At 62.3% G+C, this 18,479-nt stretch carries 13 protein-coding genes; 10 read left to right on the forward strand and 3 right to left on the reverse strand.

What is annotated here, in order from left to right; genetic code table 11:
• The first annotated feature begins 323 nt into the window (after positions 1-323).
• The 3 genes from ACILSR_RS25020 (at position 324) to ACILSR_RS25030 (ending at position 8,155) form a co-directional block, all read left to right on the forward strand.
• Complete coding sequence (locus ACILSR_RS25020; protein ID WP_395752541.1) at positions 324-2,729, forward strand: hypothetical protein; 2,406 nt, start codon at positions 324-326, stop codon at positions 2,727-2,729.
• Positions 2,726-2,959: a hypothetical protein gene (locus ACILSR_RS25025; protein WP_395752542.1), complete on the forward strand. Its 234-nt coding sequence runs from the start codon at positions 2,726-2,728 to the stop codon at positions 2,957-2,959. Before ACILSR_RS25020 ends, ACILSR_RS25025 begins: the two co-directional genes overlap by 4 nt.
• Before the next feature lie 834 nt (positions 2,960-3,793).
• Positions 3,794-8,155 carry a choice-of-anchor Q domain-containing protein gene (locus tag ACILSR_RS25030; RefSeq protein WP_395752543.1) on the forward strand — a complete coding sequence of 1,454 codons (4,362 nt, stop codon included), beginning with the start codon at positions 3,794-3,796 and terminating at the stop codon, positions 8,153-8,155.
• A 1,037-nt stretch (positions 8,156-9,192) separates the two neighbouring features.
• Here ACILSR_RS25030 and ACILSR_RS25035 read toward each other — a convergent pair.
• The gene (locus tag ACILSR_RS25035; RefSeq protein ID WP_395752544.1) at positions 9,193-9,444 is read right to left on the reverse strand and encodes a GlsB/YeaQ/YmgE family stress response membrane protein; all 252 of its coding nucleotides are present in this window, start codon (positions 9,442-9,444) and stop codon (positions 9,193-9,195) included.
• A gap of 448 nt (positions 9,445-9,892) precedes the next feature.
• Here ACILSR_RS25035 and ACILSR_RS25040 point away from each other — a divergent pair, with 448 nt between their 5' ends.
• From ACILSR_RS25040 to ACILSR_RS25060, 5 genes are all read left to right on the forward strand, one after another.
• On the forward strand, positions 9,893-10,924 hold the full coding sequence (locus tag ACILSR_RS25040) for a hypothetical protein (RefSeq protein ID WP_395752545.1): 1,032 nt from the start codon (positions 9,893-9,895) through the stop codon (positions 10,922-10,924).
• A 130-nt stretch (positions 10,925-11,054) separates the two neighbouring features.
• Positions 11,055-12,665, forward strand: a complete 1,611-nt coding sequence (locus tag ACILSR_RS25045) for a hypothetical protein (RefSeq protein WP_395752546.1) — start codon at positions 11,055-11,057, stop codon at positions 12,663-12,665.
• A 355-nt stretch (positions 12,666-13,020) separates the two neighbouring features.
• Positions 13,021-13,743 (forward strand): hypothetical protein, encoded by a 723-nt coding sequence (locus ACILSR_RS25050; RefSeq protein ID WP_395752547.1) that lies wholly within the window; start codon positions 13,021-13,023, stop codon positions 13,741-13,743.
• A gap of 133 nt (positions 13,744-13,876) precedes the next feature.
• Positions 13,877-14,158: a co-chaperone GroES family protein gene (locus tag ACILSR_RS25055; protein ID WP_395752548.1), complete on the forward strand. Its 282-nt coding sequence runs from the start codon at positions 13,877-13,879 to the stop codon at positions 14,156-14,158.
• Between the two features lie 53 nt (positions 14,159-14,211).
• A complete protein-coding gene (locus ACILSR_RS25060) occupies positions 14,212-15,147 on the forward strand; it encodes a hypothetical protein (protein ID WP_395752549.1) in 936 nt (311 codons plus the stop codon).
• Between the two features lie 356 nt (positions 15,148-15,503).
• Here the strand turns inward: ACILSR_RS25060 and ACILSR_RS25065 are convergent, their stop codons facing one another.
• A complete protein-coding gene (locus tag ACILSR_RS25065; protein WP_395752550.1) occupies positions 15,504-15,905 on the reverse strand; it encodes a hypothetical protein in 402 nt (133 codons plus the stop codon).
• 193 nt (positions 15,906-16,098) lie between these two features.
• On the reverse strand, positions 16,099-16,626 hold the full coding sequence (locus ACILSR_RS25070) for a hypothetical protein (RefSeq protein WP_395752551.1): 528 nt from the start codon (positions 16,624-16,626) through the stop codon (positions 16,099-16,101).
• Between the two features lie 200 nt (positions 16,627-16,826).
• Here ACILSR_RS25070 and ACILSR_RS25075 point away from each other — a divergent pair, with 200 nt between their 5' ends.
• Both ACILSR_RS25075 and ACILSR_RS25080 read left to right on the forward strand, forming a co-directional pair.
• Entirely contained in the window at positions 16,827-17,276 is a 450-nt protein-coding gene (locus tag ACILSR_RS25075; RefSeq protein WP_395752552.1) for a hypothetical protein, read from the forward strand.
• 7 nt (positions 17,277-17,283) lie between these two features.
• On the forward strand, positions 17,284-18,183 hold the full coding sequence (locus tag ACILSR_RS25080) for a hypothetical protein (protein WP_395752553.1): 900 nt from the start codon (positions 17,284-17,286) through the stop codon (positions 18,181-18,183).
• The last annotated feature ends 296 nt before the right edge of the window (positions 18,184-18,479 follow it).

An 18,479-nucleotide genomic window follows, 5' to 3' on the forward strand; every position in this document is an offset into this window, starting at 1 on the left:
TGATATGAATACCCGACCCTTAACACCTGAAGAAAAGCGTGATCTTTTTATCAAATCGTTGGCGATAAAGAATGACTACCGTTCAGGTAAACGCTCTGCAAAAGAATGCATTGAGGAGCTTATGGCGGCGCCATATCATTATGCGTCATCATCATGGGCTATGCGCTTTTTGGATCCAGGCCCCCCTCAGTCCGACCCACCGCCGGAACGGTCTGTTGACGGCTGACTCGGAAAAAGCTGCCTGTCATTATTTAAAAGAACCGCCGGCGTCTGGCTGATGCGCGGGCGGCGAGCACATCGGCCGCTCCCATGAAAAGCAGCAGATGCGGGAGGCAGCGCCGCAGCAGTCGCCGTCTCAGCCCCAGTCCCAGCAGCAAGCGACGCCCCAGGCGGCAGACACGCCGCAGCAGTCGCAGTCGCAGTCGCAGTCGCAGTCGCAGTCGCAGTCGCAGTCGCAGTCGCAGTCGCAGTCGCAGTCGCAGTCGCAGTCGCAGTCGCAGTCGCCGCCGTCATCTCCGCAATCGACGCCGCAGTCCCGGCCGCAGGGGCAGGCCGGAATACCACCCTCTGGCATACCATCTTCTACCACAGATTCGTCCAAGGTCGCCTCCGCCTCGGGCCAGCTGCCGTCTTCTGCTGCTACAGGTGTTGCTGGCTCTGCGGGTGCTGCTGTTTCCGCCGCCGGGAAGGCCGGCAGTCCTTCGCAGCCCACCGCCGCGCCCTCCAGCCCGCCCAAGGACCTCGCCACGTCCCGGAAGCTCATCGAAAACGTCAGCGCCATCCAGGAGCACCGGCCGCTGAACCCCGTGGAGCAGGCAGATCTGGCGCAGGCGCAGAAGGTCGTGGCGCAGGATGCCGCCACCCCTTCCCCGCCCTCCGGGCCGCCGCCCAGCCTGCCCACGGCGCAGGCGCGCATCCACAACATCATGGACCGCCCGCCCGCGGCGCGGCAGCACCCCACCACGCAGGCAGACCTCGACCAGGCCCGGCATGTCGTGCAGGACCACGTGCGCCAGCTCGAAAACCAGCCCGGTCCGCCCAGCCAGGCCCAGCAGCAGGCACTCGCTGATGCCAAGGCCGCACTCGACCGCCTGCAGCCCAAGGACAGCGCTGCATCCGCCGCCAACAACCGCGGAGACACTGCCGCGCCCGGTGCGCAAGTCGGCAAGAAACCGCAAGCCGCCCCCTCCGCTACGAACACCACCACGGACACCGACAGCACCGCCGATACGGCAACCGATTCACCGCGCAGTGATTCCAGCTCGGACGAGACATTGCCACGGGCGACCGAACGAGCAGACCCACGCACGGACACGCAGGCGGATGCTCACTCGGACTCGCGATCTGATCCGGAGGCGGATGCGAAGTTCGACACGCAGTCAGACCAAAACGCAGATGCGCAGACCGATGCTCATTCGGATTCTCGATCAGACCTGCAGGCGGAGCCTCAAGCACGGACTCGTTCGAAGCCGCAGTCAGATGCACGGGCAGATGCGCCATCAGATACACGGTCAGACGCAGAGTCGGACACCCGTTCAGGCACGCAACCAAGCCTGCGCACAGACGCACAGCCGGATACTCGTTCGGACACGCGGCCAGACGCCCAGTCAGAGAGAGCCGCAGCGCCCGGGATGAGGAACCCGCAGGCATCAGCCGCGGACAACATCCGACAAGGTCCCTCCCCAAGCGCGCAGGCCAATGCTGGGACTTCCTCGTCAGCCCGCCCCACCGTCGCCCCCTCCACTCCGCCCAAGAGCGTGGACCAGTCGCAGCGGCTCATTGAGAATGTTTCACGCATGAGCCCCGAGCAGCAGCGGCACCCGCAGGTGCAGGCAGATCTGGCGCAGGCACGGAGGGTGGTGGCTGCGGAGTCGAATAACATCACGGCGGCAGCAGCTTCTGAGGAGACTTTATCAGACGTGCATGAACCTCAGGGTCAGGGAGCAATTCCTCCGCCCGGAAACCTGCCACAGAAGCCGGGCTGGATCAGCCCTAGTTTAGTAGCTGCCTGGGATGCCAAGCTGGCCGCCGCACGTGTACGCGATCCCGCTGACCAGACCGAGATCCTTGAGCGCATGGAAAATCTGGGCCCCATCGGCCGACTGCATGCTTATCGGGCCGTTCAAAGCTTCCTCGACCTACTTCCAGGAGATATCACGCGCAATCTGACCCGCTTTTACATGTGCGGGGCATCAGCGGCTGATTTGAGAGCGAAAGTAGATCAAGACGCATTAGGAGTGTGGTTTCCCCGCCATGTTAAGAAAAAACAGCGCGTGCTGGGTGTGGACAAGGACCTGATTGTTCCAGCCTACATTTACCTCTCTCACGACCTCGCGGGAGACGAAACACGTTTGCGAACCACTGTATGGCATGAGATGACCCACTGGCTCTGGGATGAAGCTGGCCGCCCGGACGCGCCGCCCCGCCTAGCCCAATGGCGCCGGGATCTGGAGCAGCACTTTCGCGAAGTAACAGCCAACGATAAGCCGGAGTTCGATCAACGGGGATTTTGGTTTCTGCGCGATAGCTTCATCGATGAATATGCAGGAAAAGTCTCGAATTTCAGGCCGCCTACAGGCACGGGGCAAAGTCTGGCACCTCAAGAACTGGCCACCGTGTATATGGAGTTATTCGCGCAAGGCGGAGCAGGACCTGCGAAGTGGAGTGATCATAAAGGAGCCAATTCGACATTCGAACTGGTAATGAGTATATTGGGAGATAAAAAATGAAGTTTGAACTTTTCAACACCCAGGACGAGCTAGTGCTTTCCGCTGATATAAAAGAGGTTGGCAAAAGCTGGATTCACTTTGGCCCAGTGGTTTACAAGGGTGACACCAGCCTGTTGGATTGGTGCAAAAATCCAGCCTCAGGAGATATGCTGGGGGTCTATTTTCGCGCAGCCGCTCATAAGCATGGACTGCGCTACAAATGCGACACAATTCACCTTCGTGCCCTTTGAACATTGATACAATTCTGTCATTCCCACTCAAAAAGCCATTTGCGTTCCCAACACGGGCCATTTCGAAGCACGCATGTTCGACTGGCCCCTCGTTTTGATGGTGAAACCTTGACCGGATCTGGCGATCATGTTGGTCCACTGGTCTCGATGCTGACCCTTGAGACGCCTCGCCATCAAGGAAATCACATCGCCGTGTATGAATTCGGTCGTGATGTGCTCTACACGTTGTTTCAGGGACAATGGCAGCAAATTTCGAGCTGGTCCGATAGGTGGATCGAAGAATTGCCAGAGGGAGCCATCGATCGAAGCGGACAAACTGCCTGAAATGTAGCAGGGCAGATTCAGAGTCAGGCAGTTTCCTGGCAGTGCAGGCACTGCATCATTCATTCGCTAAAGCACGGGTAAACGGGGTCAGATGGCAATCAGCCACCATCTTGCAAACACCACCACCGACACCGAGAGCACCTCCGATACCGAAACCGATTCACCACGCCGCGATGCCTGCTCCGACGAGACATCGCCACGAGTGAACGACCGAGCAGACCCACGCACGGAAACGCAGGCGGATGCTCACTCGGACTCGCGATCTGATCCGAGGGCGGATGGGAAGCTGGATTTCCCGGGTGCGAGCAGGGAGTGATGGCGGGGGGCTTTTCTCAGGGTGGCGGACCGTTTTTTTGCGTAGGCATCCGGCGCGCCCAGGCGGGTCGTGGGCTCTATTTTTGGCCTCGCCAAATCCGCGCTGTCGTGCCATCCTCCACTCTGGTTCAGGTCATGCGGTGTGCTCTGCGGGTGGGGTCTGAATGCTTCGAGATCCGTGATTTTCCACGCGCCATGAAAACGACCGTCCGCCACGCTCTGCTCACCGCCCTCATCCTCCTCTTCGCCACCGCCGCACACGCCGCCACCTTCACCGTCACGAATGCGAACGATGCGGGCACCGGCTCCCTGCGCCAGGCTGTGGCGGATGCCGCTGCGGCGGGCGGCGCGGACACCATCGTCTTCGATGCCGCCCTCTCCGGGCAGACCATCGCGCTCACCTCCGCCGAGATCGCCACCAGCGACACCGGCGGCGTGACGATCGATGCCACGGCGCTGGCGGCGGGCGTCACCATCTCCGGCGGGGGAGCCAGGCGTCTCTTCCTGCTCCACAGCGGCACCATCGCCACGTTCAGGGCCCTCACCTTCACCGCTGGCAACGGCGCCGGCAGCTTTGACACCGGCCGCGGCGGCGCCCTTTACAGCAATCAGGCCACCCTCACGCTGGAGCGCTGCACCCTGCGGGGCAATGCGGCTGCGGGCGCCGCGGGCGATGGTGGCGCGCTCTTTGCGAACTTCGGCAGCGTCTCACTGACCAACTGCACGCTCACGGGCAACAGCGCCGGCTTCCGCGGCGGCGCCATTTTCACCAAGGGCACGCTCTCCCTCACGCATGCCACCGTCACGCTCAACGGCACCACATCGACCGATGCGATCAACAGCGGCGGCGGCGGCATTTACGATGAGTTTGCCGCGCTCACGCTGAGCAACAGCATCGTCGCCGGCAACACCGCCGGCTCCGGCGTGCCGAATGGAAAGGACATTCTCTGCGACCTCGGTTCCGTGACCCGGCAGGGCGCGAATCTGGTGCAGGACTATGCGGACTTCGGCGGCACCACGCAGAGCGGCCCGGCTTTCACCAATGCCGCGCCGAACCTCTCCGCGCTCGCCAGCAATGGCGGCCCCACGCAGACGCTGCTGCCGAACGCCGGCAGCCCGGCCATCGATGCCGCCGTGGGCAGCAGCAGCACCGCAGACCAGCGCGGCCTCTCCCGCCCGCAGGGCAGCGCGGCGGACATCGGCGCGGCGGAGGTGGCCAGCCTCATCGTGCAAAACAACGCCGACTCCGGCTCCGGCTCCCTGCGCCAGACCATCGCCGATGCGGCCTTCGTGCCCGGCGGCGTGCTCACACGCGTGATCACCTTTGCGCCCGCGCTCAGCGGCCAGACCATCACCCTCTCCAGTGAGCTCATCCCCGGCCAGGACGTGACCATCGACGCCTCCGCGCTGGCAAACAGCGTCACACTTTCTGGAAACGGCAACTACCGCGTGTTTAATGTGAGTGCTGGAAGGACGGTTGTCTTTCGTGCCTTGCGTGTTGCCAGTGGCGGTGGACAGGGCGGCGGCGATCCAGTTTCTGGCGGTGGCATTTACAACCAGGGAACGGCCACCCTGGAACGGTGCACCCTCTCGGGCAATTCCACCTATTACGGCGGCGGGATTTACAACTCCGGCACACTGACCCTCACCCAGAGCACCCTCTCGGGCAATTCCGCCTACGGCCAAGGCGGCGGGATTTTGAACACCGGCACACTGACCCTCACCCAGAGCACCCTCTCGGGAAATTCCGCCAGCGACGGCGGCGGGATTTCAAACTACGACACACTGACCCTCACCCGCACTATCGTCGCCGGAAACACGGCCTCTTTCACTGCAAACATCTTCGGCACGTTCTCCGGCTCCAACAACCTGACCGACGGCGATCCACTGCTGGCCCCGCTGGGAAATTACGGCGGCCCCACGCAGACGATGCCGCCGCTGCCCGGCAGCCCGGCCATTGACGCAGGTGGAGCCGCGAGCAGCGATCCCACCGACCAGCGCGGCGCGCCCCGCGTGGCAGATGGCGATGGCAATGGCAGCGCCCTCGTGGACATCGGCGCAGTGGAGGTCACCCCGGCCGTCGTCACCAGCCTGGCGGATGATGGCGCAGGCTCCCTGCGGGCCGTACTGGCTGATGCCTTCACCAGCACCGTCTTCTTTGCCCCGCCTCTGGGCGGCGGCACCATCACCCTCACCAGCGGCCACCTCACCCTGAGCCGCAGCGTGGCCATCGACGCCTCCGGCGCGGGCGGCATGACGATCTCCGGCAACTCGGACGGCGACAGCACGCTGGAGGCGGGGGAGAGCCGCATCTTTGACATCCCGTCGGGCGTCACCGTGGTGCTCCGCCGGCTGAATCTCATCAATGGCACTGCTGATCCTACGGACGTCTCGGACAATGGCCTAGGCGGGGCCATCCGCAGCAGCGGCCAGCTCAGCGTGGATCAGTGCACCCTTTCCGCCTGCCGGGCATTTGAGGGCGCGGGGCTGGCCGTCACCGCCGGCAGCGCCACCCTCACCCAGAGCACCCTCTCGGGCAATTCCGCCATCGACAGCGGCGGTGGGATTTCCAATTCAGGAACTCTGACTCTCACCCAGAGCACCCTCTCGGGCAATTCCGCCAGCGACGGCGGCGGGATTTACAACACCGGCACACTGACTCTCACCCAGAACACCCTCTCGGGAAATTCCGCCAGCCGCGGCGGCGGGATTTTCAACTTCGGCACACTGACTCTTACCCAGAGCACCCTCTCGGGCAATTCTGCCGGCTTGCGCGCCGCAGGGATTGAGAACGCCGGCACGTTGACTATGAATCTCAGCATCGTCGCCGGGAATGCGTCACCTTCCTCTGCAGAAATCTACGGCACGTTCTCCGGCTCCGGCAACCTGACCAGCGGCAATCCGCTGCTGGCCCCGCTGGGGAACTACGGCGGCCCCACGCAGACGATGCCGCCGCTGTCCGGCAGCCCCGCGATTGACACGGGCGGCAGCACCTCGGGCACGACCGACCAGCGCGGCGCGCCCCGCGTGGTGGATGGCGATGGCAATGGCAGTGCATTCGTGGACCTCGGCGCGGTGGAGGCGATCCCCGCCATCGTCACCAGCACCGCAGATTCGGGCGCTGGCTCACTCCGCGCGGCGCTGTCGGCCCCCTCGGCGGACGTCGTCCTTTTCGACCCGGCACTTGGCGGCCAGACCATTACCCTCACCTCCGGCCAGCTCACACCCGGCCGCAGTTTGGGCATCGACGCCAGCGCCTTGCCCGGTGGCATCACGATCTCCGGGAATTCCGACGGCGACAATGTGCTGGAGGCGGGCGAGAGCCGCCTCTTTGAAATCCCCGCCGGGCTGGCCGTGACGCTGCGCGGGCTGCGCCTGACCAACGGCATGGCGGACCCCGCCAGCGACCTTCCCTCGGGCGAGGGCGGGGCCATCCGCAACAGCGGGCAGCTCACCCTGGACCTCTGCACCCTTTCCGCCTGCCGGTCAAAGCGCGGCGGCGCCATCAACAGCACCGGCGTGCTGACCGTGGGGCGCAGCACCTTCCAGCAAAACAACGCCACCTTTGGCGGAGGCATCCACAGCACGGGCAACGGCCTGCTCGCCGTGGCGGACACCACCTTCCTCATGAACACCGCCCTCGCCGGCCGCGGTGGCGCGGTGCTGGAGAATGACGCGGACAGCCCGCCCGGACACCCCACGCTGACGCGCTGCACCTTCCACGGCAACGCCGCCTCTCTGGGCGGAGCCGTGGACAGCTTCAGCCTCACCAACCTGATCCATTGCACGCTGAGCGACAACAGCGCCGGAAACATCGGCGGGGGCGTGCTGGCTTCCTCCACCAGCGTGGTCACGCTCACAAACTGCGTGGTGGCCGGCAATACCAACACGAGCGGGAGCAGCCCGAACCTGGGAAGCGAGAGCACAGGCGTTTACACCACCGCCGGGAAGAACCTCGTCGGCGACCTCACCGGCTCCGGCCTCAGCGCCGGGCCCACGCTCCGCACCGGCGATCCGCTGCTCGCCCCCCTGGGCGACTACGGCGGCCCCACGCAGACGCGCGCCCTGCTGCCCGGCAGCCCCGCGCGCAACGCCGCCGCCATCCTCGATCCCGCCGTCATCGCCGACCAGCGCGGCTTTCCCATCTCCGGCGCCTTGCCGGACATCGGCGCGTATGAGACGGGGACGTTCACCGACTACGACGCCTGGGTTTACGAAACGCTGCCCGCCGCCGCCAGCCCGCAGCAACGCGCCGCGGCGTTTGATTTCGACGGCGACGGCCAGACCAACGAAAAGGAATGGGTGGCCCGCACAGATCCCGGCAGCGCGAACAGCTGCTTCCGCGTCACGCAGGCGGCCTTCAGCGGGGGGATGTGGCAGATCACCATCCCCACCGTGACCGGCCGCCGCTACACCCTGCAAACCTCCCCCAATCTCGCGGACTGGACCAGCGGAGACAGCCACCTCGGCTCCAACGGGAGCCACACCTTCCAGACAACCCTCCTTCCACCCGTGCCCAGCGCCTGGTTCTACCGGGTGCTCGTGAGCGACCCGTGAGGGTGGAAGAAAGACATGCCGTCCGCCATTACCGAAGCGAAGGGATAAATAGATGCCATCAAGTGCTTCCGGGTATTTGGCAGGCCCGTTCTCGAAAAGATGCACGTTTTGAACCGACGAGCGTCGCAGCCTCAGTGGCAAGACGGGAGCGCCGACTGCTGTTGAAGAACACCCACCGGGCAGGAGGAGAACGTAAATGGGGTTAGCGTAAATTGGGGTCAGAGCGTAAATGGGGGCAGGGTGCAACTATTGAGACTTGCGCAATAGACTGACACCTCTGCCTTGAAGGCCAAGGGCCTTCCGTATCATAGCGAAGGGTTGCCGAGCCTCGGCGAGGCTACCCTGGTACGTGGTGCATCCTTCAGGAAAGCAAACCCAGCGCCTTCTTTACACACCGCGCCCTCCAGCAGCGTCTGCCTCGCCATTCCGCCACGCAGTCGCTGCCTCCCCGCATCATCCCCCTCAATCGAATTCCGATCGTGTCAGCTTATTGCGCAAGCCTCAATAAGTTGGATTATCGTCGGCTTTGCCTCCAGCTTTTAGCCTGCACTTCTCACACTCCCAACATTGACACGCGGCGATGTAGCGCGGAGCCGTCAGACAGCCGAAGGCAATTCCGATTCCGCGAAGGTGCCGACTCGGTATCGGAATACCGAGCTACATCCAAGCTTGCAACACGCTGTTCGCAGATTCCCAGTGGTGTGAGAAATGCAGGTTAGCACCGAAGGTGCGGCCTAGCGCAGCCCAGGGCCAGCGAGCCTTGGCGAGCGCCGCCCTGGGTTCAGCACCCGCAGCAGGGCAGCAAAGCCAGCGCCTTCTTCATACACCGCGTCCCCCAGCAGCGTCCTCCCGCCACGCCGAAGCAGGCTGCATGTGTCTCCGCCGTACGCAACGCCCCGGCTCCTCCATGCACTTGCGCTCCATGCGTGTCAGTCGATTGCGCAATCCTCAATAAAATCGTGAGGACGCTTGTGGTTTAGCAAGCAGCGAAAGACTTCTGGGAATGCCGCGAGGTATCAGAGAAACATTGGATCATATTATGAACGCCGGCCTGTGATCATCCGATAAATGAGCAGCACCAGCACGGCCCCGAGCACGGAGGCGAGGAAGCCCACGGGCTGCCCTTCGGTGTACCATCCGGCAGCTCGACCAAGATAACCGGCCACGCTGGCGCCGACGATGCCGAGAATAATGGTGACAAGGCAGCCACCGGGATCTTTTCCGGGGGTTACAGCCTTGGCTATTACTCCGACAATTAATCCGATGAGCAGGGTCCAAAGAAACGTCATAAGGCGAGTGGGGTTAAAGTTCGCCACCTATTCGCAGCGGCTTCGCGCTCCGGTCTTGTCGCATTCTTTTCCAGAAGCTTTCTCAACTGCCATGGCGGCAACCGGCACTTCAGCGCGGGCACAGCATGCAATCGGCCATAGCTGCGAGCGAGTGTCAGTGCTATTGCAGGTGAAGAGGGCGCCGCGCCATCAATTCAACCATCACGCAGGCGCAAGAAAAAAATCTCGCATCACCGCTTGACTCCTGAAAAACGGGCCCAAGGCTTTTCCCATGCCTGACCACCGCATGATGAAGAGGATGAATCCGCGCAGCCGCTCAATGATGGCGGACGCCGGTCTCCTGGGACGATGCCAGCGCCTGAGGCTGGGCTGACCTTTTCCTCCGCCTCCTACTCCACCTGCCGCCACGCTTTTTTGATACCAATACCACCAACAACCACATACTACCATGCCAGACGACACGATTGCCAGCCACGACTCTGCCGCAGATTTTGCGGTGGCATCCCCTGCCCTGGGCTCAGGCCCTGACGACTCTGCCGCACCGCCCACGCTGGAGCAGGTGCTGGAGAGCGCGGACATCACGAAGATGAGCGATGCGGAGGTGGCGGATTTTGAAAGCGGGGACCCGGAGCGTGTGCACTCGGCGCTGGCGAAACAGCTGACGCCGCATGCACGGCAGGACGAAGGGCCTTCGCGCATCTCCCTGAAGGCGCTGAAGCCGGAGGATCGCACGCGCACGGTGCAGGCGCTGGACCTCATCCGCGCCGGGCAGTCTCCGGCGGATGCTTTTGCGCAGGTGTTTGGCATCTCGGCGCTGCCGCAGTCCATGGCGGCGGCGGTTTCGGAGCCTGAGGTGGAAGCCGCGCCTGCAGCAGCGCAGGAGCAGGGCCTTTACTCGCAGGTGACGGAGCTGGAGGATCACCTGACCTATCTGCAGCAGCAGTATCAGCAGGCGAAGGAGTCGTATGACCCCGCAGCCACGGACATTTTGGAGCAGATGCAGGATGTGAAGCTGGACCTGCGCGAGGCGAGGCGCGAGGAGGCGGCCGCGAGCCACGCCTGGACGGGCGAACAGTCCGAGAGCCATGCGCGCGCGATGGAATCCTTCGGCGGCCTCATCGCGGATGAGCGCTCGGGTTTTCTGCCGCTGTGCGATGATGAAATTTTGCTTGCAGAGGCAAAGAACGACCCAATTCTCAACCAGCCTGACTGGCCCGAGAAAATCGGCCGGCGGGTGATGGACAAGTTTTTCAGCGGAGGCGCGGCGCACAGCCCAAACTCCGCGGGAAGCCTGTCCTGGGTGCCGCCTGTGCCGAGACATTCGGTGCGGCTGCCCGGCTCCCCCGTCGGCCCCGGCTTCTCCGCCGGCTCGCTGTCTCCCGAGACGGCGATGGCGGAGATCGACAAGCTGACTCCTGAGCAGCAGGACGCTTTCATTCAAAGTCTGGATCATCTGACCTCGAGGCATTCACGCCACTAGCTCTCTGCCATGATCCGTGCCGCTGAATATTAGGTCCGGCTACTTTCTACCACGCAAGTGGCGCCAGATTCAAATCAGACAAAGCCAAACAGGCAATCAAACCAGAACAATCGTTTCAGAGACAAATCCTATGAGTGCATATCACGCAGAATCCATCGTATCCACACTGGCAGCCGCCGTCGCGGCTGATCCGTCCGTCGTCGCCAAGGTCTATTCCCAGCAGCTCCGCAAAGGGGCGCGCTCGGTGGATGACTTTGCGATGTTTGAGGGCGGCGAAGGCAGCGGCAAGCCTTTCATCGTGCGCAAAGACCTGGCCAACGCCCATGCGGGCGACGAGGTCAAATTCACCGTCATGAGCCAGCCGCGCGGCCCGGGTGCGCGTGGCGAGCAGCCTCTGCGCGGCAATGAGTCCAGCGTGGACTTCAAGACCTTCGGCTGTGTGGTGGACTTCTGGCGCGATGCCTTCAAGTTCACCAAGAAGCAGCTCAAGTTCATGGCCGGTGGCGGCGGGGTGAAGTCCGCCGTGCTGCTGGCCCTGCGCGAGAAGCTGGGCCGCCGCCGCATGAATGACATGAAGATGGCGCTCAAACTCCAGGGCGTGGGCAACACCATCTTTCCCAATGGCCGCAAGACCATCGCCAGCCTCAATGCGCTGGACACGCTGACGCCCTCCGGCATCACCAATGCGATCCCGCAGTGGCGCCGCCTCGGCGGACGCAGCATCGTGGTGACGAGCAAGCACGGCAGCCCGGTTTACAAGCCGATGGTGTACATTCCTGATGCGGCGATCGCCAGCATCAAGAACTCATCGAGCTATGAGCAGGCGGCCATGCATGGTGGCGCGCGTGGCAATGAGGAAAACCCGCTCTTCTCCGGCAAGCTGCTGGACTGGAATGGCGTGGGCCTCTTTGAGCATGCGTCGGTCGATCCTGAGAACGATCAGTGCGCCGATCCGCTGGCCCCGCGTGCGATGCTTTCCGCCGGTTTCGGCGTGAACTCCGCCGCGAACGCCTGCGTGCTGAAAAGCCATGCCACCGACACCAAGACGCCCTACATGGCCTGGCTCGGCGGCTACAAGTATGAGTGGTACGAAGGCCAGTCCGCCAGCAGCGCCACCACCGCTCCCGGCGGTGTCGCGTGGACGACCTTCTACAACGCCATCACCAGCGCGGATGCCACGTATTATGCGTGGATCATCAATCCGGACGGCTCCGTGGGCTTTGTGAGCTGGGCCGGCAGCAATGGCGGCACGCCGAACAACAACGGCAACCAGATCCTGCTCACGCACATCCTGAATCCGGACAACAACGCGGACACCTCCGGCCTCGGTGTGTCCACGCTGGGGAACTTCGTGGCCACGGGCGATGCCTGGGGCCTGAACCACGGCGGCACCGCCTACACCCGCGCCGCAGGTGGCACCGGCGGCAGCTCCAACTGCTCCGCCGACTTCGTGTGGACTTCGGAGTTCGACGCCGGCGCCTACATCATTCCCTGCAATGCGAATGGTGCGGTGGACATGTGCAGCCTCATCCTCGGCCAGGACAGCGCCGTGCGCGCCTACGTGGGAGACGACCTCCTCGTGGGCGACAAGGACGACTACTCCTTCGTGGATGGCGGCGGCTATGAGACCGTCTTCGGCCAGGCCCCGTGCATCCGCACGGATGGCAAGACCAGCGGCTACTCGCTGCTGCGCCACGCAGGCCAGCACCCCGGCCTTGAAGTGCCAACGCTGAGCGCCTGATGAAACCCGTGACCCGCACGGCGCATCCCGTGCCGTGCGGGCCACATCTCCCCCTCAATCTTCCTCCCCCTCAATCTTCCTCCTCCTCTTACTCCTACTCCTCCTCTCTTTCCGGCTCGTCTTTAAATGTGGCGCTAAGTAACAGGTTTGAAGTCTCAAGTAACCAGCCGCCACCTTCCCTGCGCCAGCCTCTTCGTTTTGTAGCACCGGCTCGGGCTCCTCTCTCCAGACTCCAATCCAAGGGAGTAAGAGGAGGAGCAGGAGGAAGAGGAAGATTTCAGAACCACCCGCCGACGCAGCAGGCGAAGCCAGCTTCAAACTTGAAACCTTAAACTTGTAACTCCTTCCCCTTTCCATGAAAACACCCTCCACACTCCCAAACCGCGTCGATTCCTCCACGCTTGCCAAATTCCTTCAAGACGGCGAACCCGTCGTGCTCGTCAAACTCATCGGCGTGGGCAACACCGCCCCGTATGATTTCCGGGACAAAGGCACGCGCTCCTACATCTTCCGCTTTGACTCCGCACTGGAGGGGCACGTGCTGCGCATCCCACTTCATCTGTGGCAGGAAAACAGGGCCCGCCTGGCGCACGACATCATGGACCAGCGCCACATGGCGCACTCCATGGTCGTGACCCTGGAGCAGCGGACACCGCCCGAAGATGCGCCGCCATGGATACCACATTCTACCATTTCCGCCCAAATGGGCGCAACGGACACGAGCACAGACACCCGTATCGTGGTTGGGCCGGGTGCAGAGCCGACCGTTGCGCCCACCTCCCCTCACGGGGGGAAAACGGAGGCTGAGCAGTCGTTGACGATCGTTGACAGTGGTTCCCCAGAGCTGCAAACCGCCGATGGCAGGCCCTTGTACGAGGCCGCCTATGATCTCGCCGAGCCACCCAAGCGGCTCAAGGCCCTGGCCGCTCTTCTGGACGTGGCCGAAGCCTCGCTGCGCGCCGCCATCGACCACCCACGCTCCCGCATTCAGCTGGCCATGGCAGGCTGGGTGCGCCGGAAGGCCGGTGATTCCGCAGGTGCACCGTCCACCACCGAATCCCGCAATTCAGCTTCGTAGAGCCTGGCGATCGTCCTCGATCCCGCAGCTCCGCTTTCGCCAGCAGCGTCCGATCCATCACTGGCAATCCAACGTCAACCTTTCCCCGTCTATTTTCCATCTCTACCACAAACTACCACGCCCAGACATCCCTATGAACACTCCTAAAATCCATCCTCTCAGCAACCACCTCTTGCTCGATGTCACGCCGCAGGAGCAGACCACCGCCGCCGGCATCGTGCTGCCCACCGCCGTGCAGGGCGCCAGCACCCGCATGGAGGGCACCATCGTCGCGCGCGGACCGGACTGCGCACGCACGGACCTCAGCGCAGGCACCCGGGTCTATGTCAGCCGTTACGCCAGCGGCGATCTCCCACGCGGAGAGCGCAGCTACAAACTCGCCGTCGAGGCGGACGTCATCGCCATCCTCGACTAGGCCGCTTCACACACGCTCAAACCCTGCATCAAGCCCTTCACCCCACTCTAGCCATGACTCTCCGCCAGGCCATCAACGCCATGCTCCGCTACCTTCGTCCGGAGCAGCAGACCATCCCCTTCACCGGCACGCTCTACCCGGATCCGCTGCCCGATGCGCTGGATGCGTGCAATGCCGCGCTGCAGCAGCTCGCGGCCCTCTCGCCCTTGTTCGCCGTGAAGCAGCAGCGCAGCGCGTACTTCCGCGCGCCATCCACGCTCGCCGTGAGCGGCCTCACCCATGGCGGCACCACGGCCACCGGCAGCTTCCCCGCGTGGTCCGCCGGCTGCTGGGTGCAGCTGCCCGGAGACAGCGCCATGAACCGCATCCTCTCCCTCAGCGGCACCACCGCCACGCTGCAGTTCCCGCACCTTTCCACCGACACCAGCGGCACCGCCACCATCAATGTGGACACCGTTGAGCTGGATGCCGACATCATCACCGTGCTCGATCCCGTGCGCTACCGCGGCAGCCTGCGCAAACTGCTTGCGGCAAACAGCCGCGAAGACCTCAGCGCCCACGCCTGCAATGAGCCGCGCTACTTCATCGAGTCCGCGCAAAACAACGGCCAGGTGCGTCTGCGCATGATGCTCTCCGGCTACGTGCTCGCAGACACCGTCTTCGAGTTTCAGGCCCGCACCGCCCTGCGCACGCTCACCACCGCCGACGTCAAAAACGAAGACGGCAGCGATCCCGGCACGCCCGTGCCCGTGCCCGCCGCCTTTGTGGAGTCCATCTTCCTCCCCGTCGCCACGGATCTCTTCTTCAGCAAACCCAGCTTCACCAACTACGACACCCCCGGTCCCCACAACGAAGACGCCCAAAACCTCGTCCGCGAACAAGCCAAAACCGCCCTCACCCTCCTCGAACAAATGCGCCCGCAGGGCAGCAAGCCCGTGAGCCTCGTGCCAGAGTGGTGCCTGTCTGCGAAGGGGAGAATGGACTGGTGAGCCTTGTGCAGGGATGAAGGTATAGCCCCCACTCATTTCGCCTCACACCTGCCACACCTCCCTCAAGCCCCCCCCCGCATTGGCTCCTGGAAGGAGCCGAGAAACTTAGCCGGTGGTGAAGCGAAACCGCGCAGCGGTGCAGCGAGAACCACCGGACTCAGCGCAAAACCACACGAAACATTCTGGATCGCATGCCGAAGGTATGCGAGAAACCCTCAAACGCCCAGCGCTCAAGAGGAATCTGCGCATGGCCCTCGCTCCGCTGGTCGCCCCTCACGAAGCCCTCACTGAAAGGAGCGTGTAAAACACCAATTCTTGCCCCCAGTTTACCTGGGAAGACAGCTACGCAGCTTCATTTAATCATAGCCAAAAAGCACTGAAAACCAATCTTCTCGAGAAGGATGACCAGGGATTTCAGAAAAAGCCACCGACTCTGGAACAATGGTCCAACCGTCTTCTGACAAGATACTCTGAATTTCGTTGCGCACCCAATCTTCAATCTGATCAGAGTAAATAATTGCGGCTAGTTTTAGATTGTAACTCAACCAAATTGCATCTTCCACCCCATCCACAGAGATTACTAAAAGAGATGATGTTGGTCCAGTTGGACCCGTAACACGAACGCGACCTCCCAGCTTTGAAACAAGCCGTTGAAAGGTGATGCCTGGCAGGTCCAAAGGGGTGTCAAAACCACCTTCACCCGTTTGAACGTAATGCAACGCCTGCTTTAGTTTATCCGATATCAAATCGTCGTTCATAGTTCTTCAAATCGGTGTCGGAGAGAAATGGCAAGAAATGCCTTCCTACTTGGAAGATCCATGCGGACCGCAGCCCCATGGCCAGACTTCAAACAATTGACGATCATGCCATGCCTCTATTGGATATACCTTTCCCCATTGCAAACACCTTGTTTGCACCCTGTTGCCGTTAAGATGGGCACTTGCCATGTGCTCACCAGTTTTGCGAGGCGATCGGCACAGCCCCATTCGGCGGCATCTCATCAAAGCCACGACTCACTTGCTCAAAAATTCCAGCCTCTTTCGCCTGCTTCGGACTGATCGAAGGACGCCACCTGCCGGGAACCTGGACCGACCCATCCGGTTTATAGACTTCAAAAAAGTGCCACACGGGGCTTCCCGGCACATCTTTGGAAAGACTCTTCAGCCTGCCCTTCTCATCAAACATTTTACTTATCTTAATGCCACTGGCGAGGTTCACTCGTTCAACGGACAACCTGCCATCTTCGGTGAAGATTTCCTCCCGCACTTTTTTCCCGTCTTTGATGTAGGTCTTTTTGTAAGGCCTGCCTTTGATCTGCCAGACTTCCACCCTCATGCCCCCATCATTCCGCACCTCCGCCAACACCGGCGGAGGGCCTTTGGCCAGGCGCTTGGTCAATGACCCCACGGGAACGCAGCCTGATGCCACAAACACCATGAGCAGGATAGCAGCGCTGGAGAGGTAGAATGGCTTGTTCATGCGTCGCAGCGCTAGAGAGTCCTCGGCAGTTACTGCCGCGCACTCGCATGCTGGCTTGAAGGCGCGGGTCTGACAAGCAGCGATTCACCCAAAACCATGACCCGGCTCGCTACGCTCCAGCCCCCTCGCGGCGCATTGACGCCTATGCCGCTGCTGCGCTATAAGCCCATCATGCCACGCAGCCTCAACACTCCTGCCTCATGAAATTCTTCAAGCCCGTCCTCCTTCTGCTGGCTCTGGCTCTTGTTTTTCTCGCGGGCTACAAGCTGGCTAGCGCACAAAAGAGCAGGCCCTTGCAGGTGCTCTACATGGACGATGAAGCACTGCCCACCACGCCTGTGGAAGAACAGATCCTCGCGTTCATCATGGCCGATCCCCGCGAGGACGCCCTGCTGGCGTTTTATTCCAAAGATTTCAGAAGGATCAGTTTTCCCCGCAGTCCTCCAGACCCTCAATTCCCCGCAGACCAGCCCGTCAAGTTCCTGCCATATTCAAACTGTGTCATTCGGAGCTTTGCGGATGAACAGATCCAAACCATCGTCTCAAACTATGTCAGGGCCTATAACGAGCGTCTTGCCGAACTCATCCGCAATCCTCCGCTCGGTTCCCCTGCTCCTCCCATAGCAGCTCCATTACCAAGCAGACAGTGACATAGCCATGACCCACAAACTCCGGCCCCTCTTCCCACTGCTGCTCTGCGCCCTTTTTTGCTCCCCTGCCCTCCCCGCCCAAGACCCCGCCCTCCTCCCCCTCGTCAACGGCCTCACTCACCTGCCCAATGCCTCCCTTCGCTACACCGTCCTCTACCACCAAAGCGACCTACCAGCACCTACCACGACCGATTATGCATTCTGCCACTGTGGAGGATCGTTTTACATCAAGCGCTACCGCCATTCCGCCAACCAGCCCGCCTTCACTCCGGAACTGCTTGTGGAGTGGCTGGCCTTCGACGGCGAGGTCTTCCAGCTCTACCACCGCGATGCAAGACTGATCGTGATGGGCAAGGACGCCACGGCCCCCAGTCTGCGACCGTTTGTGCCGTCGCTCCTGGCCTTTCATCCGTGGTTCTGCCCCAGCTGGCAGGCGTTTTATGTGGGCGGCGCGGAGCTGTTTTGCCTGCCGGGCATTTCCACGGCGGAGAGTGTCTTCAAAGCCGCGCCGGATCTGGCACGCGAGGCCGGCGGCACGGCGTTGCAGCTGCAGCGCACTTCACCGTATGGCAGCAGGGTCCACATCACGCTGGACGCCGCGGCACGACTGCCCGCACGTGTTTTCACCGAAGTGCTCCCGGAGAAAAAGCAGACGCTGCTGGAGGTCACGCAGTGGAGCAAGCCCTGGCCGTTGAATCAGGCGCCGGCCTTCATCTATCCCCTGCACACGCGGCAGACAGTCACGCTGCTGGAGAGCGGCGTCACGAAACCCGTCTTCGAGATCCGCGTCGATCCCGCCCACGCCACGCACGCCGACAACGTGCCTCCCTCCGAGTTCACCATCCCGCAGACGCTCGCCAGGCGCGTCGTCAATCTCGACACGCAGACCACGCTGGAGATCAAGTAATTGCCTCCGACTGCAACCGCACACTGCGTTCGCCACAGAAGTCACACCTTGACGCCGTCACAGACGTGAAAAGACCTCCCGGCAGCGTGAGCTTTTTCATCCGGCCAATGAATGAGGACTTCCGGGAAACAGAATTCTCTGAGCCTCCGTGTTCATTCCCGTTGTCCTGCATCGCATTGCCAATCAAAGCCAGACGGAAGTCTCCGCCCTGTTGGCGCAGTGGCTCCTCCCCTCAGCCACCGTGGCCCCTTCCCGCCATTCTTCTCTAGACAAAAAATCCCCGCTACCTACATACC

The sequence above is a fragment of the Prosthecobacter sp. genome (assembly GCF_044222565.1).
Classification (GTDB): domain Bacteria; phylum Verrucomicrobiota; class Verrucomicrobiia; order Verrucomicrobiales; family Verrucomicrobiaceae; genus Prosthecobacter.